Genomic DNA, 24,965 nt, shown 5'->3' with positions numbered 1-24,965 from the left:
GTGGTTTCCCATGCAGACCCGTCCGCGACGCACGTAGTGCGGAGTGGGAGCTAATGAGTCCTTTGTCACTAGCGCGGAATGTGCGAGAACACGGATTCCAGATGCACCACTACCCGCAGCAGGCCACGGCGCCCACTTAGTAGTAGCGGTTTGAGCCGCTTTCTCTTGCTTACTTCTCTTTGCGGCCGGCAAAGAGAAGTAAGTGCCGCCCCGCACAGGGGCAACGCTAATAGACCACTACCAATTCAAGGAAAGGCCAACGCCCCAAGAACACTGACAAAAAGCGCCGCGAAGGCAAAAACCACAACCCAAACCTTTACCGCTGCGGCGCCCGATAAGGCGTCCACACACCCACATCCACATCCCAATTATCAAGTTCAGACGGTGTCATAACATGCTCCTTCGTAAAGAGTGCAAACAACCCACCGCGATGAAAATTTCTTTTGGAAACCGAATCATCGCGGCGCATTCGCCTTACTGCCCGTTGGCGACGCGCGTAACGTCGCCACCAGTCCCTTCCTGCAATGCAATGCGCGCAGCCTGCGTCTGACCAATCAGACCTTTATTCGGGTACGACGTACGATTCAACGCAGGCAACGAACCATCGCGATACGCCGCGACCAGCTCAGCGTTAACTTCAGCGCGGGTTTTGCCGACGGTAGTCGGCGCGGGCAACGTTTGGTAAGTGCCGGCATGCCCAATGCCCCCACCGTTGCTTTGAGCAAACACCGGTGCGCTGGCAAGCAGCGAAAGAGCCAGACCTGCTAAGAGATTGCGCTTCATGATTCACTCCTGTCGATTCGTTTGCAGCGCGAGCGGCGCTGCGACAGGGTGAAATGTAGACTTCGAGGTGATGCGGATAAATCGCACTTTCGCGAAATGAATTGTCGCGAATCTAGAACAATCGTGACGACGTGCGTGCTAGCGGGTTACTGCAGGGCAACCGCGGCATTAGAGCCGCGGTTGAAATTCACTTTTCCATATTCTGTACTTCAACTCACGCGAATCAGGCAACCCACTCCGTTATCACCGGCGTGTCGAGTATCGGAGCAGATTCGCGTTCTTCGAAAGTACGCTTCGTGCACATCGCGTCGAGACTGCCGCGTCCGCTGAGCAACGGGCAGCGGTCGAACAGCTCGGCAATCCAGTCTACGAAAACACGGACTTTGGGCGACAGATGCCGACTGTGCGGATAGACTGCGGAAATCGGCATCGGCAAAGGCTTCAGCTCCGGCAGCACTTCAACCAGCTGACCCGAACGCAGATGCGGCAGCACCATGAAGAGCGCCGGCTGAAACAGGCCGAAGCCTTCCAGACCGCACGTTACGTAAGCATCGGCGTCGTTCACCGACACAATGCTCTTCATCTTCACTTCGACTTCTTTGCCATCAACCATGAAGGCCCAATCGATCGTGCGCCCCGTGCGGCTCGAAAAATAATTGACTGCTTTGTGATTCTCGAGGTCTTCGAGCGAAGTCGGCATGCCCGCACGCTCGATGTAGCTGGGGGCCGCGCATGTCACGCCCTCGAACAAACCGATACGGCGCGCCACCAGCGAGGAATCCTGTAGCGCGCCCACTCGCACCACGCAATCCACGCCTTCCTGCAACAGATCGACGGGCCGGTCCGTCAATCCGAGCTGCAGGTCGATGTCCGGGTAACGCGTGTGGAATTCACACAGCGAAGGGATCACCAGCAAACGCCCGATCGACCCCGGCATGTCGATGCGCAGCTTGCCGTGCGGCTTTTTATTGCCGCTCTGGAAGCTTGCCTCGGTCTCTTCGACGTCCGCGAGGATGCGCACGCAGCGTTCGTAATACGCCGCGCCGTCCGGTGTCAGCGACAAACGCCGCGTGGTCCGGTGCATCAGCCGCGTGCCGAGGAACGCTTCGAGGTTCTGAATGATGGTGGTAACTGATGCGCGTGGCAGGTCGAGCGTTTCCGCCGCGCGGGTAAAGCTGTTGGTGTCGACGACGCGCGTGAACACTTGCATGGCCTGAAGCCGGTCCATTGCAAACCTCCTAAAAGGGGCGGGCGCACTGAGCAGGAATCGAATCCGCAGAGCAATCGCGTTCGATTGTTCAGGGGCGCCGAATTGTGTTGCCGGATTATAGGCATTTATTTACGAGTCTGCCGAACCCACAATTCGCACCATTGAAGTTCTATGCGCATTGCGCGGCTCGACATGGATGCATTTAAACCGCCGTACTCGTTTGTGCCCGCCGGCAGCGGCCCGGCACAGGCTGACAGCACGGCACTCGACGTCACTGACGTGCAGATCGAAGGGCACGCACAGGACATTACGTTGCGTTTGTACCGCCAGGCACAGAAAACCGCACTGCCAGTACTGCTTTATTTCCACGGTGGCGGTTTTACCAAGGGCTCGATCGATCAGGCGGACTTCGCCGCCCGTTATTTCGCAGAACACTTACCGGCTCTGGTCGTTTCGGTCGGTTATTCGCTGGCGCCGCAGTTTCCGTTTCCGGCGGCGCCTGAAGACGCACATCGCGCGGCGCTGTGGGTGCAGACACGAGCACGCGCGTTTGGCGGGAATAGCAAGAAGGTCGGCGTGGCGGGCCACGATGCCGGCGGGCAGTTGGCCAACTGCCTCGCTTTCATCGCGCGTGATCGCGGCGACGTGCGGATTGCGGCGCAAGCGCTGTTCGGACCGATGCTCGATCCGAGCCTGACGCGCCTTGGCGACGAAAAGCGCCTCGGCTCGGACATTACCGCGAAGGAATGCGCGGCGTGTTATCGCGCGTATCTGCCGCAAGCGTCGCAACGCATGCATCCGTATGCCGCGCCACTCGAATCGTCGCGCCTCGCGGGCCTGCCAGCCACGCTGATCGCGACGGCGCAAAACGACGTGCTGCATGTGGAAGCGGAGAAATACGCGAGCGGGCTGATCGATGCGGGTGTGCTGACCCAGGTGGTCCGCTATCCCAGCGTCTCGCACGCCGCGTTGGCCGACCATCCGCCCGCGTTGCAGGAAGCGGTGCGATTTTTTCAGTGGCGCTTCGATGCACGCGCCCATCGCTGAGACACCAATAAGCAAAACTTTAATCAACGATACCGGGAGCTTCTCATGACTATCCTTCCTCTTTCCCGTCGCCGTGTGGCGATTGCCGTGCTAGCTGTCATCGTGGTGGCCGGGCTGGGCACGTTCGGCGCGATCCGCGTCGACGCGAGCTCGCCTGCTGCGCCGACCATCGTGCCGGAAGTCGATGTGGCCACCGTGGTGCAAAAGACCATCACCGACTGGCAAAGCTATTCCGGCCGCCTCGAAGCGGTCGAAAAAGTGGACGTCCGTTCGCAAGTGCCGGGCACGATCGTGTCCGTCAACTTCAAGGACGGCGCCCTCGTGAAGAAGGGCGACACGCTGTTCGTGATCGATCCGCGTCCGTACGCGGCTGAAGTCGATCGTACCGAAGCACAGGTCGCGGCAGCGCAAGCGCGTACGGGCTATACGCAAAGCGATTGGGAGCGCGCGCAACGCCTGATCGCCGACAACGCGATCGCCAAGCGCGACTACGACGAGAAGCAGAACGCCGCGCGCGAAGCGAGCGCCAACCTGAAGGCCGCGCAAGCCGCCGTCGAAACCGCGCGTATCAATCTCGGCTACACGAAGATCGTCGCGCCGGTGTCGGGCCGTGTCTCGCGTGCGGAAATCACGGTGGGCAACGTGGTGTCGGCGGGCGCAAGCTCGGCGCCGTTGACCACGCTGGTGTCGGTTTCGCCGATCTACGCATCGTTCGACGTTGACGAACAGACCTACCTGCAGTACCTGAGCCGCGCAAAGGATGGCAGCAAGGTGCCGGTGGACCTCGGGCTGGCGGATGAAAGCGGCTACTCGCGCAGCGGGACGATCGAATCCGTCGACAACCGGCTGGATACGTCGTCCGGCACGATCCGGGTGCGTGCGCGCTTCGATAACCAGGACGGTGCGTTGATCCCAGGTTTGTATGCGCGCGTGAAGGTCGGCGGCAGCGAGCCGCATCCGGCACTGCTGATCGACGACGCCGCAGTGGGCACCGATCAGGACAAGAAGTTCGTGCTGGTGGTCGACCAGAGCAACCACGTCGTGTACCGGGAAATCGCAGTGGGCGGCATGCAGGGCAACCTGCGCGTCGTCAAGGGCGGTTTGCAGGCAACCGACCGGATCGTCGTGAACGGCGTCCAGCGGGTGCGTCCGGGCGATGCAGTGCGCGCTCACATGGTGCCGATGACCACCGATCAGGATCCGAACAGCGCGCCGCTTGCGCAGACGCGGGCAAAAGCAGCGGACAAGAATTCGTGAGCCCCGTGCGCCGCGCTTGCCCAGTCATGTTGACTGGCCGTAGCGGGCGCATGCTCCAACGTTAAGAGCTTCCCATGAACATATCCAAATTCTTCATCGATCGACCGATCTTTGCCGGTGTGTTATCGGTATTGATCCTGCTGGGGGGCATCATTTCGCTCTTCAAGCTGCCGATTTCGGAGTACCCGGAAGTCGTGCCGCCTTCGGTGGTGGTGCACGCGCAATATCCGGGCGCCAATCCGAAAGTGATCGCGGAGGCCGTTGCGGCGCCGCTTGAAGAGCAGATCAACGGCGTCGAGAACATGCTGTACATGCAGTCGCAAGCCAATAGCGACGGCAATCTCACGCTGACGGTGACCTTCAAGCTCGGCACCAATCCGGACCTGGCGACGCAACTTGTGCAGAACCGCGTCAACCAGGCGCTGCCGCGCCTGCCGGAAGACGTGCAACGGCTTGGCATCACGACCATCAAGAGCTCGCCGACGCTGACGATGGTGGTCCACCTGATCTCGCCGAACAATCGCTACGACATGACGTACCTGCGCAACTACGCGTTGCTCAACGTCAAGGACCGCTTGGCGCGGATTCAGGGCGTCGGCGAAGTGCAGTTGTGGGGTTCGGGCGACTACGCGATGCGCGTCTGGCTCGATCCGCAGAAAGTTGCACAGCGTGGTTTGACCGCGACCGAAGTGGTCAACGCGATCCGCGAGCAGAACATTCAGGTGGCAGCCGGTGTGATCGGCGCATCGCCTTCGGTGCCGGGCACGCAACTGCAGTTGTCGGTGAATGCGCGTGGCCGTTTGAAGACTGAGGGCGAATTCGGCGACATCATCGTCAAAACCGCGCCGGATGGCGGCGTGACGTACCTGCGGGATATCGCACGGGTCGAACTGGCGGCGTCGGAATACGGCCTGCGTTCGCTGCTCGACAACAAGCCCGCGGTGGCGCTCGCTATCAACCAGGCGCCGGGCGCGAACTCGCTCGCGATTTCCGACCAGGTTCGTTCCGCGATGAAGGAACTGGCGGAAGACATGCCGGCAGGCGTCGAATACAAGATCGTCTATGACCCGACGCAATTCGTGCGCTCGAGTATCGAGGCGGTGATTCACACGCTGCTCGAAGCGATCGCGCTGGTGGTGATCGTGGTGATCGTGTTCCTGCAGACGTGGCGGGCGTCGATCATTCCGTTGATTGCGGTACCGGTGTCGATTGTGGGTACGTTCTCGCTGCTGTTGGCGTTCGGCTTCTCGATCAATGCGTTGTCGTTGTTCGGGATGGTGCTGGCCATCGGGATCGTGGTGGATGACGCGATCGTGGTGGTGGAGAACGTCGAGCGGAACATCGAAAGCGGGCTCAGTGCGCGCGATGCGACTTATAAGGCCATGCAGGAAGTGAGCGGGCCGATTATCGCCATCGCGCTGACGCTGGTTGCCGTGTTCGTGCCGCTTGCTTTCATGACCGGCCTGACGGGCCAGTTCTACAAGCAGTTCGCGATGACCATCGCGATCTCGACGGTGATCTCGGCGTTCAACTCGCTGACTTTGTCGCCGGCTTTGTCCGCGATGCTGTTGCGTGGCCACGGCGCCAAGGAAGACTTCCTGACGCGTGTGATGAACCGCGTGCTGGGTCGCTTCTTCAAGGGCTTCAACAAGGTGTTCCATCGCGGCTCGACGGAGTACGGCCGTGGCGTGAGAGGCGTGCTGGGCCGTAAAGGTGCAATGCTCGCGGTCTACGCGATCCTGCTGGGCGCAACGGTGCTGATCTCGCGCGTCGTGCCGGGCGGTTTCGTGCCGGCGCAGGACAAGGAATACCTGATTGCGTTTGCGCAACTGCCGAACGGCGCATCGCTGGATCGCACGGAAAAGGTGATCCGGGACATGAGCGCGATCGCCCTGAAGCAGCCGGGCGTGGAAAGCGCGGTGGCATTCCCGGGCTTGTCGGTGAACGGCTTCACCAATAGTTCGAGCGCGGGCATCGTGTTCGTCACGTTGAAGCCTTTCAAGGAACGTGGCGACAAGAAACTCTCGGCCGGTGCGATTGCCGGTGCGTTGAACCACCAGTACGGCGCGATCAAGGATTCGTTCGTCGCGGTGTTCCCGCCACCACCTGTGCTTGGTTTGGGTACGCTGGGCGGTTTCAAGATGCAGTTGGAGGATCACGGCGCGGTGGGTTACGCGGAACTGAACAAGGCAGCGGAGGCATTCGTGAAGAAGGCAGCGCAAACGCCTGAACTCGGACCGACGTTCTCGAGCTATCAGATCAACGTGCCGCAATTGAACGTCGACCTGGATCGCGTGAAAGCCAAGCAACTCGGCGTGCCGGTCACGGACGTGTTCAACACGATGCAGATCTATCTGGGCTCGCTGTATGTGAACGACTTCAACCGCTTCGGCCGTGTGTATCAGGTGCGGGTGCAGGCTGACGCGCCGTTCCGTCAACGTGCTGACGACATCCTGCAATTGAAGACGCGCAATGCTGCCGGTGACATGGTGCCGTTGTCGTCGCTGGTGACGGTGACGCCGACGTATGGTCCGGAAATGGTGGTGCGCTACAACGGCTATACGGCTGCCGATATCAACGGTGGTCCGGCGCCGGGCTTCTCGTCGGGCCAGGCGCAAGCCGCGGCCGAACGCGTGGCAGCGGAAACCTTGCCGCACGGCGTGAAGCTCGAATGGACCGACCTGACGTATCAGCAGATCATCGCCGGCAATGCGGGCCTGTGGGTGTTCCCGATCAGCGTGCTGCTCGTGTTCCTCGTGCTGGCCGCGTTGTATGAAAGCCTGACGCTGCCGCTCGCGGTGATCCTGATCGTGCCGATGAGCGTGCTGTCCGCGCTAACCGGTGTGTGGCTCACCGGTGGCGACAACAACATCTTCACGCAGATCGGTTTGATGGTGCTGGTGGGGCTGTCGGCGAAGAACGCGATTCTGATCGTCGAGTTCGCTCGCGAACTCGAACATGACGGGCGTACCCCGCTGGCGGCGGCGATCGAGGCGAGCCGCTTGCGTCTGCGTCCGATTCTGATGACGTCGATCGCTTTCATCATGGGTGTGGTGCCGCTCGTGCTCTCGAGTGGAGCGGGTTCGGAGATGCGTCATGCGATGGGTATCGCAGTGTTCTTCGGCATGCTCGGCGTGACGCTGTTCGGCCTGATGCTGACCCCTGTGTTCTATGTGGTGCTGCGTACGCTGGCGGGCGGGACGATTCACGTCGCGCAGAAAGACGCGCCGCACCTTGGGGCGCCGGTGACGGACGCCTGAGGAGAAAATAATAATGAAGCGTTTTGAATCTTTAAGCGGGTGGGGCAGAGCGGCTGCCAGCGGTTTGCTGCTGGCGTTGCTCGCGGCCTGCTCCGTGGAGCCCACGTATAAGCGGCCGGAGGTGGATACGCCGGCTGCGTTCAAGGAAACGCCGACTGCTGCATCGGCTGCGTCCGGTGCTTCGGCTACATCGGCTACGTCCGCCGCATCGCCGCAGGACACGGGCACCTGGAAGCAGGCTCAGCCCGCCGACGACGCGCATCGCGGCGAATGGTGGACAATCTTCGGCGACCCGCAACTCAACGCGCTGGAAGAGCAGGCTGCTGCTGCGAATCAGGACCTGAAGGCCGCTGCGGCGCGTGTGCAACAGGCGCGTGCGGTGACACAGGCGGCGAAGTCGGACTGGTTCCCGAAGTTCGACGCGGGCTTTGGTCCGACGCGTGAACGGGCATCGGCGGCCTCGCAGTTTCAGCCGGATAGCGCGGGCGGGACGAACGGCACGATCTGGCGTGCGCAGGTTGGCGCATCGTATGAAACCGATCTGTTCGGGCGAGTCGGTTCGAACGTGAATGCATCGCGTGCGGACGAGCAGCAAAGTGAAGCATTGTTCCGGTCGGTACAGTTGTCGTTGCAAGCCGACGTTGCGCAGAACTACTTCCAGTTGCGCGAGCTCGACACGGATCAGGATCTGTACCGCCGTACCGTGGCGTTGCGCGAGGACACGCTGAAGCTGGTCGAGCGCCGTTTCAGGGAAGGCGATATCGGTGAGCTGGATGTTTCGCGTTCTCGCAACGAACTGGCGAGTGCGCGTGCCGATGCAGTGGGCGTGGCGCGTCAGCGCGCGGCCTCCGAGCACAGTCTGGCGATTCTGCTCGGCAAGCCGCCGGCCGATTTCTCGTTCGCGGAGGCACCGCTCGTGCCGGTGACGGTGCGCGTGCCGCCAGGTTTGCCTTCGGCGCTGCTCGAACGTCGGCCGGACATTTCGGCGGCGGAACGGGCGATGATGGCGGCGAATGCGCGGGTCGGTCTGGCGAAGTCGGCGTTCTTCCCGAAGCTCGATATCACGGGTGCGGCTGGTTTTGAATCGGCGACGCTGGGCGATCTGTTCAAGTGGTCGAGCCGCGCGTTTATTCTCGGGCCATTCGCCGGTACCGCGCTAACGTTGCCTTTGTTCGACGGTGGCCGCCGCAAGGCAAACCTCGCGCAAGCTCGCTCGAAGTACGACGAAGATGTCGCGCAGTATCGTCAACAGGTGCTGGTGGCGTTCCGTGAGGCCGAGGACAACCTGGCCGATCTGCGTTTGCTCGACGATCAGATGCGCGAGCAGAACGATGCGGTCGTGGCCTCGCAACGCGCGGCGCATCTGTCGCGCACGCAGTACACGGAAGGCGCGGTCAGCTATCTGGATGTGATCGACGGCGAGCGGCAGGTGCTGACATCGCAGCTACAGGCGAGCCATCTGTCGGGCACGCAGGCGGTGGCGACGGTTAACCTGATTCGCGCGCTGGGTGGCGGCTGGGGTGATGTGAAGCCTGCGGGCGACGAGACGGTGGGGGCGGTTGCGCCGGCTTCGGGTCCGGTTGCTGCGTCTGCTTCTGCCTCTGTGTCGGCGGAACAGGTGGCGAAGCGCTGAGGTTTGTTTTTAGTTTGTTGGCTGGTGAAGAACGCCGGGTTGCGCTAAAGCGTGGCCCGGCGTTTTTTCTTTGGTGACGTGTTGCGCCAGCTCCATGGGGCGAGCCCCAAATCATTTTTCCCGCTTTCCTTCCAAAAATCCGTTCGTAGACCACCGGTTTCCCGCCGTCTATGATGATTCGCACCTCATCTGGAGAGAGGCGATGACCTGTCCGACCTGCCGCTGTCCGCGCTGACCCGCTCACGCGTTCTATCGCTGCCGCACGCCGGTTAAACCGCGCGCTGCAGATTTCTGTTGTCCGACCGATTCCGGCACGCCTGCCCGCATGTCGTGGAATCGGCTCGCCTCGAAACACACCACGCCCCTATCCTAACGAGTTCACCATGCGCATTTCTCTGACCACTGCACGGCGTTTTTTCAAGGCGCGGACGCTGACGTTCCTCGGCGCGTTCGGCCTCGCGCTGGCGTTGTCCGCTTCGCCCGCGTTCGCGGCAGACACGCCCACGCTGAAAATCGGCATCGCCACCAGCCCGCAAATCGAGGCGCTCAAAGTCGCCGCGCGCGAAGCGAAGGAGCAAGGGCTTGACGTGAAGATCATCGAGTTTACCGACTGGAATACGCCGAACGCGGCGCTCGCCAACAAGGATATCGACGTCAACTATTTCCAGCACATCCCGTTTCTCGAGAACGCAAAGAAGCAGGGTGGTTATAACTTCGTCGCAATCGCCCCGGGCACGATCATGAAGATCGGCCTGTATTCGAAAAAGATCAAACGCTTCGATGAATTGAAAGACGGCGCCACCGTTGCCATCGCTAACGATCCGGTCAACGGCGGTCGTGGTCTGTTGTTGCTGCAACGCGCCGGTCTCATCAAACTGACGCCGGGCATCGATTATCGCGCCACGACGCTAGACATCATCGACAACCCGAAGCACCTGAAGATCGTTCAGCTCGAAGCCTCGCAATTGGCCCGTTCGCTCGACGACGTCGATCTCGCGCAAGGCTACCCGAGCTTCATCAAGCTCGCGGGCACTACCGATCCGAACAGCGCATTGTTGTTCGACGGCCTGGAAAACAAGAACTACGCGATCCAGTGGGTCGTGCGTCCGGAAAGCGCAAATGATCCGCGTATCCGCAAGTTCATCTCGATCTATCAGCATTCGCCCGCTGTGCGCGCTGCGCTCGACAAAGCCTTCGGCAGCCTCTACGCCGTCGCCTGGTAAGGCACGCCGCTAGCAACGTTGCAACCAGCAAGGAGCCGCACGATGGCGAAGAAAAAGATCCTGCTGAACGCGTTCAACATGAATGCGGTCGGTCACATCAATCATGGTTTGTGGACGCATCCGCGCGACCGTTCGGCGCACTACACCGACCTCGACTACTGGACGAGCCTCGCGCAAACGCTCGAGCGCGGCAAGTTCGACGGGATCTTTCTCGCGGATATCGTCGGCGTATACGACGTTTATCAGGGCGGTCCGGAAACCTCGTTGCGTGAATCGGTGCAGATTCCGATCAACGATCCATCGCTGATTGTGCCCGCGATGGCACACGTGACGAAGCATATCGGCTTCGGCGTCACGTCGAATCTGACTTACGAGCCGCCGTACCTGTTCGCGCGCCGCATGTCGACGCTGGATCATTTGACTAAGGGTCGGGTGGGCTGGAACATCGTGACGGGCTATCTGGACAGTGCCGCGCGCGGCATGGGTCTCGCACAACAGATCAGCCACGACGACCGTTACGACCGCGCGGACGATTACATGGACGTGGTCTACAAGCTATGGGAGCAAAGCTGGGAGGACGACGCGGTAGTGCGCGATCGCGAGGCACGCATCTTCTCGCACCCTGACAAAGTGCATCGCGTGAAACACGACGGTCCGTACTATTCGATCGACGCCATTCATTTGAGCGAGCCATCGCCGCAACGCACGCCGGTGCTGTATCAGGCGGGTTCGTCGAGCCGGGGCGTCGATTTCGCGGCGCGTCACGCGGAATGCGTGTTTGTCGGTGGCCAGAACAAGCAGCTCACGCGTTCCATTGTCGACGACATTCGTGCACGGGCGGTCAGCTTCGGCCGCGCGCCGGACGATATCAAGATCTTTGCCGGCATCACCGTTGTAGTCGGCGAAACAGAACGCGCCGCGCAGGAGAAATTCGAAGAGTACCGGCGTTATGCGAGCGCCGAGGGCGGTATCGCGCATTTCTCCAGTTCGACCGGCATCGACTTCTCGCAGTACGAACTGGATGAACCGATTTCGTATGTGAAGACCGAATCGATGCAATCTGCCGTTGAAGCGATTTCGAAGAAGAGCGTGAGTGGCGTATGGACCAAACGCAAAGTGCTCGAACAGATGACGCTCGGCGGCCGCGCGAAGCCCGTAGTCGGGTCACCGCAGCAGATCGCGGACGAGCTGGTGTCGTGGATAGAAGAGGCGGGCGTCGACGGATTCAATCTGACGCGCACTGTCATGCCCGAATCGTTCGAAGACTTCGTCGATCTGGTGGTGCCGGAATTGCAGAATCGCGGCGTCTACAAGGAAGATTACGACCCGGCGCCGACGTTGCGCGAAAAGCTATTTGGCGGCGGCCGGGCGCGACTGCCTGAGGTGCATGCCGGCGCGCAGCATCGCCGTCGCGCGCAAACCGGCGCGCGATCCACCGTGGACGCCTGAGAGGAACGAAGCCATGGCTCATCTTTTCGACGTGCCGCAATTCATTGAAGACGCACCGTCCGTCGCCTTGAATCTTGATGCGGCCGATGCCGCGCAAGAAGTCGTCGTATTCGACGACGTGGGCAAGGTGTTCGCCAACACGCGCGGTGTGTCGACTGCGGCGCTGGCGAACGTCACGCTGAACGTGGCGCGCGGTGAAGTGTTCGGCATCATCGGGCGAAGCGGCGCAGGTAAATCGACCCTGCTGCGGCTCGTCAATGGTCTGGAAAAGCCGAGTTCCGGCGCCGTGCGCGTGAATGACGTGAGTGTCGGCGAGCTCGACGAACGCGGGCTGGTCACGCTGCGGCGGCGTATCGGCATGGTGTTCCAGCATTTCAATTTGCTCTCCGCTAAAACGGTGCACGAAAACATTGCGTTGCCGTTAAAAATCGCTGGTGCGCCTAAAGCGGCGATCGACAAAAAGGTCGACACCTTGCTCGAACTGGTCGGCCTATCGACCAAGCGCGACGCTTATCCGGCGAGTTTGTCCGGCGGTCAGAAGCAGCGCGTCGGGATCGCGCGCGCCCTTGTGACCGCCCCGGACATTCTGCTGTGCGACGAAGCAACGTCCGCACTCGATCCTGAAACGACGCAAGCCATTCTCGCGTTGCTGCGCGATATCAATCAGCGGCTCAATCTGACCATCGTGTTGATTACGCACGAGATGCAGGTCATTCGCGAGGTCTGCGATACGGTGGCCGTGATCGAGCGTGGTGAAGTGGTGGAGACGGGTCCAGTGTGGCGTGTATTCGGCGACCCGCAGCACGATGCGACGCGCGCGTTGCTGCGGACCCTGGTGCATGATCTGCCTGCGGATCTCGCCGCGCGCGTCAAACCGTTGCACGAGATCGCGCACGCGGATGCGCAGATTCTGCTCGACGTGCGCTTCACCGGCAGCGATGCACGTGAGCCTGACCTGGGTGGGTTGACGTCTGCATTGAGCATTGAAGGTGGCCGCGTGAGTTTCGTGCATGGCGGCATCGACCGGATTCAGGGGCATGCGCAAGGGCGTCTGGTGGTGTCGGCAGAAGTGCGCGCGAACGCGGACGGCACGGTGCAAACGCAGATCGCGACGCTGCTCGAACGTGCGCGGCACTATGCCAATCATGTCGAGGTGCTGGGCTATGTCTGATCTCTGGCTCTCGGAACTCGCCGATGCCATTCGCGACACCGTCGTCATGGTCGGCGTATCGGCCTTCGTCGCGGCGCTGGTCGGCATTCCGCTCGCGCTGGTGCTGGTCACCACAACGCGCGGCGGCATCTTTGAAAAGCGTGTGGTGAACAGCACGCTCGGCGCGCTCGTCAATGCGTTCCGCTCCACGCCGTTCATTATTTTGCTGGTCGCGCTGTTGCCGCTCACACGTGTGCTGATCGGCACGACGATCGGCGTATGGGCTGCCATCGTGCCGCTCAGTATCGCGGCGATTCCTCTTTTTTGCGCGTGTGGCCGAAGTCAGCTTGCGCGAAGTGGACCGCGGTTTGATCGAAGCCGCGCAGGCAATGGGCGCGCAGCGCCGGCATATCATCTGGCATGTGCTGCTGCCTGAAGCGCTGCCGGGCATTCTCGGCGGTTTCACGATCACCGTGGTGGCGATGATCGGTTCCTCGGCCATGGCGGGCGCGGTGGGCGCCGGTGGTCTCGGCGATCTGGCGATCCGCTACGGCTATCAGCGTTTCGATACTACCGTGATGGTGACGGTGATCGTGTTGCTGATCGTGATCGTGACGGCGGTGCAGTTCGTCGGCGATCGTTTCGTGCGACGGCTTGCGCAACGCGCATGATCGTCGTCTTTCGACCGCTATTTGCATAACGAATACGCGCTTGCGGCCCACGTTTTCAGCGGCGACGTCACCGTCTATCATGCTATTTACGACGCTGGGCGCAGCGAGACTCCGGCTCACCCGATCGAATGCAAACCGGCCGCGCGGATAAGCAGCGTGTCGCTCGCCAAACTTCTTCACGTGGACATTGCATGAACGAACCTCGACATCCCGAGGCACTGCAACCGCTGCAAACCGGCGCTGCGCCTGTGGTGCGCGATCTTACCGGCTTGCTCGACGCGTTGCGTGCCAGCGCGGCTCAGCGCGATCGCGACGGCGGCCACGCCGCGCGGGAAAAACAATGGATTGCCGATGCGGGACTGCTCACGCTCGCCGTACCGCGTGAATTCGGCGGTTCCGGCACGCGCTGGCCCGAGATCTACGAGACGATCCGCCAGATCGCGCGAGTCGACAGTGCGCTGGCGCATCTGCTGGGCTTCACGTGCCTGCAGGTGGTCAGTGTCAATGTATGGGGCAACCCGGAACAACGCGCCCGCTATCTGGGCGGCACCGTGGAAGAGCGCTGGTGGTGGGGTAATGCGGTCAATCCGCTCGACACGCGACTCGTTGCAAGCGCAACCAGCGACGGTGGCTATCTTTTAGATGGGCAGAAAGGATTTTGTTCGGGCACGCGCGGCTCGCACATGATGACGGTTTCCGGGCACGATCCGGTTACCGGCAAAGCGGTGTTCGCGGTGGTGCCGACCACGCGTGAAGGCATTACCGTTCACGAAGACTGGAATCCGATCGGTCAGCGGCAAACCGATAGCGGCAGCGTCTCCTTTGTGCAAGTCAAGGTTGAACCGCACGAGGTGCTGGAGCGGGCCGACACCTCATACGCGAGCCTGCGCACACTGATTTCGCAGCAGGTGCTGATCAATCTGTTCGTCGGCATCGCGCAGGGCGCGCTCGAAGAAGCACGCGCGTACGTCACACAGTACGGCAAACCGTGGATATCCTCGGGCGTCGAAAAAGCCACCGACGATCCCTACCTGATCCAGCGCTTCGGTGAGATGCGTCTGCAGGCGGTGAGCGCGGAAGCGCTGGCTGTGCGTGCCGCCTACGCGCTCGAGGACGCATGGCAACAAGGCCCGTCTCTGGACGCCGAAACCCGTGCGCAGGTGGCGCTCGCCACCTCGGAGGCGAAAATCGTCGCGCACCGCGCCGCGCTCGACGTCAGCGAAAAACTGTTCGATGCCTGCGGCGCGCGCGCCACACACGCGCCGCTCGCACTCGACCGCTTCTGGCGCAACGCTCGCGTGCATACGCTGCACGATCCACTCGACTATCGCGTACGCGACGTCGGCCGTTATGCGTTAAGCGGGACATTGCCGGAAGTTTCTTTGTACACTTGAGGCGGTTCGCGGCAGCCTGCATGAGGCGTCGCGGTTTATCCCCTTCAAGAGACCACTGGCTTGCAGTTCAAATTACCGACCACCGCAACGGCGCCGTTTTGCCCATCCGAGGTGCAAGGCACGGTCGCCGTCACGCAAGGCGCGCCGTTCTGGAAAAAGATCCTGCAATTCGCCGGGCCCGGTCTGCTGATTTCGATCGGCTACATGGACCCCGGCAACTGGGCCACCGATATCGAAGCGGGTTCGCGTTACGGCTACAGCCTGCTGTTCGTCGTCATGCTGTCGAGTCTTGCAGCGATGGCTCTGCAATGTCTGAGCATGCGCCTCGGCATCGCCACCGGCCGGGACTTGGCGGAATTGTCGAGACTGCGTTATTCACCAGGTGTGGCGCGCTTTCAGTGGCTGCTTGCGGAGCTGTCGATCGTGGCCTGCGATCTGGCCGAAGTGCTCGGCGGCGCGCTGGCTTTCCATCTGCTCTTCAAATGTTCGCTAACCACCGGCGTGTTGCTGACCGCGTTCGATACGCTGATCGTGCTCGGCCTGAAGGGCAAGAATTTCCGCGACCTTGAAGCGATCATGCTCGGGTTGATCGCGACGATCGGCGTCGGCTACATCATCGAGTTGGCACTGGTGAAGCCGCATTGGCCGTCCGTCACGCAAGGACTGATTCCTTCGTGGCAGGCACTCGGCAGCCGCGAACCGATGTATCTGGCGATCGGCATTCTCGGTGCGACTGTGATGCCGCACAACCTCTATCTGCATTCGTCGATCGTGCAGACCCGCGCGGTTAAACGCGATTCGGCCAGCATCCGGTCGGCGATCGGCATGTCGCGCATCGATACGATCGTCTCGCTGATAATTGCGCTGCTGATCAACATGGCGATCCTGATTCTCGCGGCCGCGGCGTTCCACGCGACCGGCCACAATCAGGTCACCGAAATCGAAGACGCGTACAAACTGCTGGCGCCGATTGTCGGCACCGGTTTCGCGGCGGTGCTGTTCGCGATCACACTGCTGGCGTCGGGGCAAAGTTCGACCTTTACCGGCACCGTGGCGGGGCAGGTCATCATGGAAGGCTTCCTGAAGCTGAAAATTCCGTGCTGGCAACGGCGCTTCATTACGCGGGCGCTCGCCTTGATTCCGGCGCTGATCGGCGTGCAGATGATGGGCAACGGCGCAGTCGGCAAGCTGCTGGTCGCAAGCCAGGTCGTGTTGAGCCTGCAACTGCCGTTCGCGCTCTATCCGCTGATTCGCATGACCAACGATCGTTCGCTGATGGGCGAATTTGCCAACAGACTTCCGACGCGGTTTCTCGCCTGGTCGCTGTTCGTGGTGATCAGTGCGGCGAACCTGTGGCTGGTGGTGCAGACGGTAGGGCTGGTGGACTAATGCGGCAGCGGGAGGTAGCGGGGTAGCGCCTGGCGTCGGGTGTTAGATGTGAGGTGTCCCGTGTCAGGGCGAGAACCACACAAAAAAAAGTCCGCGGGATGGCGGACTTTTTCCAAGGTGCTTCGGTTCGAATCAGGCTGGACCGGCCCTCATCGATTCCACTTAACTCAGGCGGCTTGCGCAATCTGCGCTGCTTCGAGCGCTTCCTGACGAGCGGCGGCGGCCTTCTTGGTCTTGCCGGCGCGCGATGGCGGCTGGCAGGCGCCACACACCACGTTGTGTTGCAGATCGTGCTTGTGCGCGACGAACTTGCCGGTGCAACGGCAGCATTTGGTCAACTGCAGGATGTCGGCGTCGAAGAAACGCACCAGCGTCCATGCCCGCGTGAGATCCAGCACCGGTTCGGAGTCGCTGTGCTGGCAATGTTCCAGATACAGCCGATACCCCTTGGTCAGCGCATCCAGGTGCGAGCAACGCGCTTCGTTCTTCAGGAACAGGTACGTGTTGTAGAACAACGACGCGTGGATGTTCGCCAGCCACGTCATGTACCAGTCCGCCGAGAAAGGCAGCATACCCTTGGGCGGCGACACACCTTTGACCTCGCGGTACAGGCGGATCATGCGGTCGCGCGAAAGCGTCAACTCGCTTTCGAGCACCTGCATGCGCGCGCCGAGTTCAATCAGCGCGATGGCACGGAATACTTCTTGTGCGTCTTCCGTCAGGCTACGCTTGAGCATCGCGGTCACCTCGATTAAGCAAATTGCTCAGCAGGCTGGCCTGCAAGCAGGATCGCCGCGTGAGTCGGTGCAACTGCCGCATGCTTCGTCGTTTGCGTCAACGCCGACAACATCGAGTGGTCGTTGAAGCGGAAGAAGCACAAAAGCTGATCGGAAGCGGCCAGCTTGACGATCTGCGCGAGCGACAGCCCGGCAAGCAAATCAGCCAGTTCCGACGACAGTCCCAGTCGGAACATGCCGACCGGTTTGTCCTCACGCAACATACGTTGCGCGAGCATGATGTAAGACAAGTTGATCTCGCGGATTGAATCCAGCGTCTCGCTGCTACGGTCCATTTTCTGTGTTTCCGAAGCCCCGAATTACTATGTCGGCTTTTTTTGCCGTTATGTCTTTTGTGCCTCACCGGAAACGTTGTCCTCCGGCTACATGTCACTACCTGATACAGCTCGCGACTTTTTGATACATCGCGTTACATTTCGTAACAGCTTGGGACGAATTGTATGAAGGGCAAAACAAGAAATCAATCCCTTCTCAAAAAAATATCTCAAAAAGATACATCAAATTTCGGTAAGTCTTTCACAGTCCTGTAATAGACGATGCTTAGCAGGTTTTTTGTTGCCTTGGAATTTTGTCTGATCCATGAAAACCCTTGTGTGGTGGGCCTTAGCGTTATTCATCTGAGCAATGGCGTGTACCCGGTCGAGAACCGAAAAATCAGGACTGAATCAGAAAGGAAATAGAAAGCGAGCCCAATTGAAAGTAATAAATACCGCTCATTGGCGCTGCTGTGGGGACAAATCAGATGTGTAACAGGTTGGTGCAGCCCTAGTTACAAACGGGGCGCATTTGTAACTTCCAGCAACCGTTTGCGCGGACCCGTTCGACTTCGAGGCCGAACGCCGGGCGCAGGCGGGTGCCGAGTCGTTGCCGGCGTAAGCGGCGACCAGTCACAGCCAACCGTGCAAGCTGCCTGACACGATGCCGCTGAAATAGGCGCCGATGTTACAACCGTAGGCCAGACGGGCTCCGTAGCCCAGCATCAGGCCGCTGACTACTGCCGCGACCAGCGAGCGGACCGGGCGCCCCGGGAGCAGGATTGGCGCCCAATAGCTGTTACATGAAGCGCGCCATCAGATCGGCATCGTGAAACACCCCGCCGACGTTCAACGCGTCGACCTCGCAACCATATTTGCGAAAGCCAAGCGACTCGTAGAGTTTGCGCGCCGCCTCGTTGCGGCTACTCACCATCAACTGGATTTGCCGTAGACCTTCTACCTGTGCCGCTCGCGCCAGCAACTCATTAAGCAAGGCGCGCCCGACTCCGCGACCCGCAGCTTCCGGCGCGACGTACATACCGACGACGGAAGCCTTGTGCCGTTCCTTGTCGCTCTGGTTACGCAGCAATCCGACCACGCCGATTAAGGGGGCATTGGCCGATTCATAAGCACCGAGCAAAAAGTCGCCTTCGGCTGCGCGCGTGCCCTGCAACATCGCGTCGTGCCGCGCCGCGCCCTTGGCCACCGCTTCCTCGTAGCTTTGCCCGAACGACTCCGGATGCGCCTTCAGTCCGCGCAGGCGAAGCTCAAAGTAGGCGTCGCGGTCGGCCGGACCGAGTTGGCGGACCAATAGGGCGCTGTTGATCAAGTGTGTCTCTCCGTGTGGTTTGAATGGTGCTGCAAGCGGGAACAACTCTGCTTTCGATGCTGCTCTTCGGGTTTCTGCGGTTCAGCGGTGCTGCTATGGCTTCACGGCTTCAGTTTTTTGGCCTTCGGCACGTTGGCTCGCGGCAAACTCGCGCAACGCCGCCGCGGTTTCCTGATCGGCGGGAAAGAACGCTTCAATAGCAAGCTCCGACAGTGTGACATCTACCGGTGTGCCGAATACCGTGGTCGTGCTGAAGAACGACAGCACGCCGATCGGTGTGCGCAAACGCAGCGGCACGGCGATCTGATTACCCGCGGTGTCGTCGTGGTCGGCCGCTTCCGCGCCGGGCGGAGCGGGGTATGCAGCGAGTTCGTCGCGCAGTGCGCTCAACGTGTCGTCGCCGCTCACGTCGATCTGGCGCTGGAGTCGGGACAGCGCGTGCGCGCGCCAGGCATGCCAGTTGACGATCGACGCTGCGATGCCCTCCGGATGCAAGCTCAGTCTCATCGCATTGACCGGCGGTTTCAGAAGCGCCGGGCTTGCGCCTGCAAGCAGCGGCGCAAGCGCATTGTTCGCGGCAATGATGGTCCAGTGACGGTCGATCGCGAGAGCCGGATACGGCTCGTGACCTTTGAGCACCAACTCAACTGCCTCGCGTGCGGCGGCTAACTGCGGGTCCGTCAAAGGGCGTTCGCGGAACAGCGGTGCATAACCCGCCGCAATCAGCAGCGCATTGCGCGCGCGCAGTGGCACGTCGAGCCGCTCGGCGAGGTGCATGACCATTTCCCGGCTGGGCACCGCGCGGCCCGATTCGACGAAGCTCAGATGCCGCGTTGAAATATCGGCTTCAGCGGCGAGCAGCAACTGGCTCATTCTTCGCCGCTGCCGCCATTCGCGCAGCAGATCGCCGACCGTGCGGCTTGCCGTCGACCTGTTCGACGGGATGGTTTGTGCAAGAGAGAGTGTGTTCATGTTGCCGATGATAGCCAAAGCGCGTTAGCGATCCATTACCTGACAGGTAATGGAATACCCGGGAATGCCCAGGAATGCCCGGCAATACCCTGGAATATCCGAGAGAGCGTAGGAGCACCTACGAATATGCAGCGCATTCAGGGCGTTACCCCAAGCGACAACACGCCAGGCGCGAATCAGGCGGGCGCCACGCCTTCCGGCACGGCGTTGAGTTTGACGCCCAGCGCGCGCAGCAGTTTGAACACCGTGTCCATGCGCGGTTTGGAGCCGGGCGCGAGTGTTTTATAGAGGCTTTCGCGCCCGAGTCCAGCGTCCGCCGCGACCTTCGCAATGCCGCGTGCTTTTGCGATGTCGGCGATCGCGGCGAGGAGGAGGTCGGCGTCGCCTTCTTCCAGCGCTGCGTTGAGATACTCGGCGATCATCTCTTCGCTATCGAGGTAATGCGATGCGTCGAACCGTGCGGTTTTGACTTTGCTCATGACAGTTCCTTTCTGATGTCTGCCCACATTGATTTGGCATGCCTGATGTCGGCTGGCTGCGTGGATTTATCGCCACCGCAGAGCAGCAGAAACACCATGCGCCCTTCGTGCGCGAAGTAGACCCGATAGCCGGGCCCGCAATCGATGCGCATCTCGGACACACCGTCTTCCAGCAGCTTGACGTCGCCGAAATGACCTCGCTCAGCACGCCGGACCCGCACCAGGATTTTGGCTCTCGCCCTCAAGTCTGAGAGGCCGGCAAGCCAGTGGTCGAATTCCTCGGTGCGCTTGACCGTGTACACAGGCGGTGAACCGATTTGTTGATGAGTGTATCCTGTTGGATACGGTCTTGCAAGTGTGAAAACCATATTAAAAAAGCGGCTTGTGTCCGCGCCCATTCAGTTCGTCACATGCCGCGAGTCGACACTGCGCGGCCCCCAATTCCGCCATGAGGTTAGCGGCTGACGCAGCCGGTGACGATTCGGCCGAATGGCCAATCCGGTGGGCAAAAAAGCGCGGTTCTTCACGCCGGTGCATCCCGATGCTTACCTCCCACGTAATCGACGCGCTGCGCTCGAGCCGTCAATCTTCACTCCGAGCCCGCCGCATACACCGTGTCTGCCGAGCGTAGTGCTCAGTCATGCCAATCAAGGAGTCTGAGATGAATGCGCATACCGATCTGATCGACCGTTACTTCGACGCATGGAATGAAACCGATGCAGTACGCCGCCGCGAACTGATCGCCGCGACATGGACTGCCGATGCCGACTATCGCGATCCGCTGCTGGCAGGCGCAGGCCATGACGGCATCGACGCGATGATCCGTGCGGTGCATGAACGCTTCCCGCATCACACGTTTCACCGCACGACGGAAGTCGACGGTTTCGCCAACCGCCTGCGCTTTTCGTGGGCACTCACCACGCCGGCCGGCGAGGCGATCGTCAAGGGATCCGACTTCGGCGTGCTCGACACGCACGGTCGCCTGCAGGCGGTGACCGGTTTCCTCGACCAGGTCCCTGCCGCTACCTGACCACACGCAGTTTTTTCACGGAGACGATCATGCACGAGTCCGTTGCCGTCACGGCTCCCGGTACTGTCCTCACGGTCGCGCGCCTGTCGGGCGTTGTCGACGCGCTCTCCAGCGCGATCGCCGGCTTCGCTCTGCTGGCCGGCACGCGCGCGTTCACCTTCGCTGCGTTGCTGGCCTGGCGCGAGCCGGTGCTGGGTGGCGCGGGTCTCGTGCTGCTCGCCTTGGTCGGATGGCTGCGGTGGCGGTGTCGCGGAATGCCGCTCGCCGCATCGTGTAGAAAGGCGGATTGATGGGGAGCCGCAGGTAACGGACCGTGCGCCACGGTCTTGCTACAATCGATCGCGACGCGCCACAAGGGCAGCCACAAGGGCAATCCGCTCGGACCCGGGTAGCTGGCCGCCAATCGAACCTCAAGGAGACACCGTGCTGAAGAATCTGGACCCGCTGCTGAATGCCGATGTGCTGCATGCGCTACGCTCGATGGGGCATGGCGACGAACTGGTGGTTTGCGACGCCAACTTTCCGGGCGCATCCGTCGCGCAGGAGACGGTGTTGGGCAAGCTACTGCGCCTCGATGGCGTGAACGCACCGCGTGCCATTCGCGCGATTCTGTCGGTGATGCCGCTGGATACATTCATCGAGCGCCCTGCGTCGCGCATGGAAGTGGTCGGCGAGCCGAATACGATTCCAGCCGTTCAGCGCGAAGTGCAGATCGAAATCAATGCGGCGGAAGGGCGCGAGGTGCCGTTTGCTTCGGTCGAACGTTTCGCTTTCTATGAGCGGGCGCGCAAGGCCTATTGCGTGATCGCTACCGGCGAAGAGCGCGGTTACGGCTGCTTCGTTTTTACGAAGGGTGTTTTGCTCGCGCCGGATGCGCCGCAGCAATAGCACTTCACGACGGCGACGACACCCATCTTATCCCCGCGCTTAGGCGCGGCGGCGATACAGTCCGTGGCGTGCACGATCGGGCACGTGCTGGGCGCTGGGACACCTTTTTCCTTCCCTTGAGACGGCGCGGATTACGCTGTTCGTGCCGGCCCACGCTTGGAAAAGGCGGGCAGCGCACCTATTCTCAGGTGCAAAGTGGGGAACTGCGGCCGTCTGGCCGGGTCTGCTGCTTATTCATTTACAGGAGCCCCTCATGACGCGTCCCGTCGATTCCGGCGTCATCCTCATCGCGCGTGTTGCCCTTGCCGTGCTGTTTTTATGGGGCGGTGTGATGAAACTGCTGGGCTATGCGGGTTTTGTCGGCTATCTGAATTCGAAGGGTGTGCCGCTCGTCCAGGTCGCCGCACCGATTGCAACAGCGGTCGAGGCGCTCGGTGGCCTGCTGCTGATCGTCGGCTTCAAGATCCGGCCGCTCGCGCTCGTCCTGGCCGTCTATACCGTGGCGGCCGCGGTGCTGGGCCACGATTTCTGGAATGTTACCGATCCCGCTTTGCAACGCGATATGGTGATTCACTTCTGGAAAAACATCGGTATCGCTGGTGGTTTCCTGCTGCTGTTCGTGACCGGAGCGGGCCGAATCAGTATCGACGGCGCGCGCTCGCCACGCGGCGGGCTGAATCTCTGATCACGCAATTGAGGTAGTCTGTGCAGGTCGCTTTTGATTGTGGCTGTAATCAAGGGAGCAAATAATGATTCAAAGTTTTGAGCAAACCATTGGCGGCAAGGTCACGCAGTTGTGCGCAAGTCTCGGCGAAGGGCCTACGCCGCATCGCGTCATCATCAGCCTTGCCGATTCGGCGAAAACATTGGTGGTTCTGGATGCATCCGGTCTTATTGGCACGATCAAGGCCGAAATCGAACAGCCGGAAAAATTGATCGCCGACGCGATCACCAAGGCGCAAAACGAAGGGCTGATCGAGCGCGCGATCGACACGGGCGTGATTCAGGAAGCGCCGCTGTAAGTCACGCGGCGGCAGTGCGCGTTGTAGCGCGCCTGCTGGTGCCGTATAAGCGCGGAAAGAAGACTCCTGCGGTGTGTAAGCATCGCGGGGGTCATTTTTTTGCGCTTCCGGTGAAGCGGCGAGACGCTAAGTGCGACTCGCCAGTTTGCGGGTTTGCCGATTCATCGATTTGCCAATTCGCCGGCTCGCGCCGGGCAAAGCGATGAGACACTCAACGCGGTTCACCAACTTGCCCAGGACCAGTCTTGTAGGGTTTCGAGGCCGACGCGTGCGGCTCCGGATGCACGAGGCAACCCATTACTCCACCGAGCACCAGTAGACCGACCGAGATGGCCGTCGCGGCCTGCATCCCCGAAACGATCTGCGTGGCAGCCGCACCGCTCGCCAACGCGCCAAAAGCGGCTACACCCACTGCGCCACCTGCTTGCCGGGCCGTATTCAGCACAGCGGACGCAGTGCCCGCGCGCTTCGCTTCGACGGAGGCCAGCACGGCGGTCGTCATCGCCGGAACCGCGAGGCCCATCCCCGAGGGAATCAGCAGGAACGGCAGCAGCAAACCGACGAGCGGCGTAGACGCATCGACGAAATGCAGCAGGCCGTAGCCGAGCCCCGCAGTGATTGCGCCGGCGATCATCGGCACACGTACGCCAAAGCGTCCGACGACCCAGCCGCTTGCCACGTTCGAGAGCAGATAACCGCCCGTCAACGGCAGGAACGCGAGGCCCGCCTGCAGCGGGGTATAGCCGCGTACGCGCTGCAAATACAGGCTTAACACGAACACCATGCCGTAGTACGTCAGATTCACGCAGATGCCGAACAGCACCGCGGCATTGAAGGTGCACTTGCTGAATAGCGAGAGCGGCAGCATGGGTGCCGCGACGCGCGATTCCACTGCGATAAAAGCGCCGGTCGCGATGAGCGCGAGTATGAACCCGCCGGCTACCAGAGGATGGCTTAGCCCGAGCGGCCGCAGTTCGATCACAGCGGCGACGAAGGCGGTGAGCGCGACGATCGCAAGTGTCTGACCGCTCAGATCGATGCCGCGTGGGATTGCTTCGGTTTTATCCGATGCCGATGCTGTACCTTTAGTCGCAACAGCAGCCGCATTCCCAACTCCAGCCCCAGTGCCTGTCTTCATCGCCGTCTCACGCCCAGTCGTGGCCGGAGCGGGAACCGTAGTCGCGGCCGCTCGCTGCGCGCTTTTCTGTGCGGATTCAGGGCGAGGCACCCAGAACCAGGTCGCCAGCAAACCGGCTACGCAAATCGGCAGATTGACGAGAAAGATACTGCGCCAGCCGAATGCCGCGATCAGCACGCCACCGACCACCGGTCCGGCCGCGATCGAAATCGCGCCCGCGGCGGTCCACAGTCCGACTGCGCGCGCACGGAGCTTCGGATCGCGGCCGTATGACTGATTGAGCAGCGCCAGCGAGTTCGGCAGCATGGCGGCCGCACCGATGCCCTGCACAGCGCGCGCCGCGACCAGCATCGTGGCATCGAGCGCCAATCCGCAGGCGAGCGACGCGAGTGCAAAGAGCACGATGCCGGCCGCGTACATGCGCCGTGTGCCGAGCCGGTCCCCGAGCGCGCCCGCCGCAAGCATCAGCACGGCGAACGCGAGTGTGTACCTGTCTCTTATACACATCTGACGCTGCCGACGACGGAGAGAGGGTAGAGCTCGGTGGTCGCGGGGGAGCAGGGAGCAAACGAGGGTACGTGGGAGGCGG

23 protein-coding genes and 2 pseudogenes are annotated in these 24,965 nt (G+C 61.3%); 15 read left to right on the top strand and 10 right to left on the bottom strand.

Annotated features, from left to right (window positions below; translation table 11 throughout):
* Window positions 1-474: 474 nt before the first annotated feature.
* The gene (locus FSO04_RS39085; RefSeq protein ID WP_154566783.1) at window positions 475-783 is read right to left on the bottom strand and encodes a DUF4148 domain-containing protein; all 309 of its coding nucleotides are present in this window, start codon (window positions 781-783) and stop codon (window positions 475-477) included.
* A 223-nt stretch (window positions 784-1,006) separates the two neighbouring features.
* A complete protein-coding gene (locus tag FSO04_RS39080; RefSeq protein ID WP_154566782.1) occupies window positions 1,007-2,011 on the bottom strand; it encodes a LysR family transcriptional regulator in 1,005 nt (334 codons plus the stop codon).
* A 174-nt stretch (window positions 2,012-2,185) separates the two neighbouring features.
* Between FSO04_RS39080 and FSO04_RS39075 the strand changes: the two genes are divergently transcribed.
* The 10 genes and pseudogenes from FSO04_RS39075 (at window position 2,186) to FSO04_RS39030 (ending at window position 16,466) form a co-directional block, all read left to right on the top strand.
* A complete protein-coding gene (locus FSO04_RS39075; RefSeq protein ID WP_093634909.1) occupies window positions 2,186-3,040 on the top strand; it encodes an alpha/beta hydrolase in 855 nt (284 codons plus the stop codon).
* 45 nt (window positions 3,041-3,085) lie between these two features.
* Window positions 3,086-4,297, top strand: coding sequence for an efflux RND transporter periplasmic adaptor subunit (locus FSO04_RS39070; protein WP_154566781.1), 1,212 nt, complete (start codon window positions 3,086-3,088; stop codon window positions 4,295-4,297).
* A 74-nt stretch (window positions 4,298-4,371) separates the two neighbouring features.
* Window positions 4,372-7,557, top strand: coding sequence for an efflux RND transporter permease subunit (locus tag FSO04_RS39065; protein WP_154566780.1), 3,186 nt, complete (start codon window positions 4,372-4,374; stop codon window positions 7,555-7,557).
* A 13-nt stretch (window positions 7,558-7,570) separates the two neighbouring features.
* A complete protein-coding gene (locus FSO04_RS39060) occupies window positions 7,571-9,190 on the top strand; it encodes an efflux transporter outer membrane subunit (protein WP_154566779.1) in 1,620 nt (539 codons plus the stop codon).
* A gap of 383 nt (window positions 9,191-9,573) precedes the next feature.
* Window positions 9,574-10,413, top strand: coding sequence for a MetQ/NlpA family ABC transporter substrate-binding protein (locus FSO04_RS39055; protein WP_154566778.1), 840 nt, complete (start codon window positions 9,574-9,576; stop codon window positions 10,411-10,413).
* A gap of 42 nt (window positions 10,414-10,455) precedes the next feature.
* Entirely contained in the window at window positions 10,456-11,862 is a 1,407-nt protein-coding gene (locus FSO04_RS39050; RefSeq protein WP_154566777.1) for an LLM class flavin-dependent oxidoreductase, read from the top strand.
* Window positions 11,863-11,875: 13 nt separating this feature from the next.
* Complete coding sequence (locus FSO04_RS39045) at window positions 11,876-13,033, top strand: methionine ABC transporter ATP-binding protein (RefSeq protein ID WP_154566776.1); 1,158 nt, start codon at window positions 11,876-11,878, stop codon at window positions 13,031-13,033.
* A pseudogene (locus FSO04_RS39040) lies at window positions 13,026-13,683 on the top strand (methionine ABC transporter permease). Before FSO04_RS39045 ends, FSO04_RS39040 begins: the two are co-directional and overlap by 8 nt.
* A 191-nt stretch (window positions 13,684-13,874) precedes the next feature.
* A complete protein-coding gene (locus FSO04_RS39035) occupies window positions 13,875-15,077 on the top strand; it encodes an acyl-CoA dehydrogenase family protein (protein ID WP_154566775.1) in 1,203 nt (400 codons plus the stop codon).
* Between the two features lie 60 nt (window positions 15,078-15,137).
* Window positions 15,138-16,466 carry an Nramp family divalent metal transporter gene (locus FSO04_RS39030; protein ID WP_154566774.1) on the top strand — a complete coding sequence of 443 codons (1,329 nt, stop codon included), beginning with the start codon at window positions 15,138-15,140 and terminating at the stop codon, window positions 16,464-16,466.
* A 167-nt stretch (window positions 16,467-16,633) separates the two neighbouring features.
* On the opposite strand, the gene flhC is transcribed toward FSO04_RS39030, so the two are convergent.
* The 7 genes and pseudogenes from flhC to FSO04_RS38995 form a co-directional block, all read right to left on the bottom strand.
* On the bottom strand, window positions 16,634-17,203 hold the full coding sequence (gene flhC, locus FSO04_RS39025) for a flagellar transcriptional regulator FlhC (protein ID WP_054039111.1): 570 nt from the start codon (window positions 17,201-17,203) through the stop codon (window positions 16,634-16,636).
* Window positions 17,204-17,217: 14 nt separating this feature from the next.
* On the bottom strand, window positions 17,218-17,538 hold the full coding sequence (flhD, locus tag FSO04_RS39020; protein WP_028194930.1) for a flagellar transcriptional regulator FlhD: 321 nt from the start codon (window positions 17,536-17,538) through the stop codon (window positions 17,218-17,220).
* A 490-nt stretch (window positions 17,539-18,028) separates the two neighbouring features.
* A pseudogene (locus tag FSO04_RS39015) lies at window positions 18,029-18,282 on the bottom strand (YeeE/YedE thiosulfate transporter family protein); the annotation flags it as partial.
* Window positions 18,283-18,316: 34 nt separating this feature from the next.
* A complete protein-coding gene (locus tag FSO04_RS39010; RefSeq protein WP_154566773.1) occupies window positions 18,317-18,847 on the bottom strand; it encodes a GNAT family N-acetyltransferase in 531 nt (176 codons plus the stop codon).
* A gap of 93 nt (window positions 18,848-18,940) precedes the next feature.
* Window positions 18,941-19,819 (bottom strand): helix-turn-helix domain-containing protein, encoded by an 879-nt coding sequence (locus FSO04_RS39005; protein ID WP_154566772.1) that lies wholly within the window; start codon window positions 19,817-19,819, stop codon window positions 18,941-18,943.
* 176 nt (window positions 19,820-19,995) lie between these two features.
* Complete coding sequence (locus FSO04_RS39000; protein WP_054039070.1) at window positions 19,996-20,298, bottom strand: addiction module antidote protein; 303 nt, start codon at window positions 20,296-20,298, stop codon at window positions 19,996-19,998.
* Complete coding sequence (locus FSO04_RS38995; protein WP_154566785.1) at window positions 20,295-20,666, bottom strand: type II toxin-antitoxin system RelE/ParE family toxin; 372 nt, start codon at window positions 20,664-20,666, stop codon at window positions 20,295-20,297. The genes FSO04_RS39000 and FSO04_RS38995 overlap by 4 nt, the downstream gene beginning before the upstream one ends.
* Window positions 20,667-20,959: 293 nt before the next feature.
* Between FSO04_RS38995 and FSO04_RS38990 the strand changes: the two genes are divergently transcribed.
* The 5 genes from FSO04_RS38990 to FSO04_RS38970 all read left to right on the top strand — a co-directional run bounded on the left by FSO04_RS38990 (window position 20,960) and on the right by FSO04_RS38970 (window position 23,238).
* Window positions 20,960-21,328, top strand: a complete 369-nt coding sequence (locus FSO04_RS38990) for a nuclear transport factor 2 family protein (RefSeq protein WP_054039068.1) — start codon at window positions 20,960-20,962, stop codon at window positions 21,326-21,328.
* 29 nt (window positions 21,329-21,357) lie between these two features.
* Window positions 21,358-21,618 (top strand): hypothetical protein, encoded by a 261-nt coding sequence (locus FSO04_RS38985; RefSeq protein WP_154566771.1) that lies wholly within the window; start codon window positions 21,358-21,360, stop codon window positions 21,616-21,618.
* 133 nt (window positions 21,619-21,751) lie between these two features.
* A complete protein-coding gene (locus tag FSO04_RS38980; RefSeq protein ID WP_168435985.1) occupies window positions 21,752-22,216 on the top strand; it encodes an RbsD/FucU family protein in 465 nt (154 codons plus the stop codon).
* Window positions 22,217-22,469: 253 nt separating this feature from the next.
* A complete protein-coding gene (locus FSO04_RS38975) occupies window positions 22,470-22,901 on the top strand; it encodes a DoxX family protein (RefSeq protein WP_154566770.1) in 432 nt (143 codons plus the stop codon).
* 64 nt (window positions 22,902-22,965) lie between these two features.
* Complete coding sequence (locus FSO04_RS38970; protein ID WP_154566769.1) at window positions 22,966-23,238, top strand: hypothetical protein; 273 nt, start codon at window positions 22,966-22,968, stop codon at window positions 23,236-23,238.
* Window positions 23,239-23,449: 211 nt separating this feature from the next.
* Here FSO04_RS38970 and FSO04_RS38965 read toward each other — a convergent pair whose 3' ends face one another.
* Window positions 23,450-24,883, bottom strand: coding sequence for an MFS transporter (locus FSO04_RS38965; RefSeq protein ID WP_233465172.1), 1,434 nt, complete (start codon window positions 24,881-24,883; stop codon window positions 23,450-23,452).
* Window positions 24,884-24,965 lie beyond the last annotated feature (82 nt).

Source organism: Paraburkholderia madseniana (genome assembly GCF_009690905.1).
GTDB classification, from domain to species: domain Bacteria; phylum Pseudomonadota; class Gammaproteobacteria; order Burkholderiales; family Burkholderiaceae; genus Paraburkholderia; species Paraburkholderia madseniana.
This window is presented reverse-complemented; position numbering and strand designations above follow the sequence as displayed.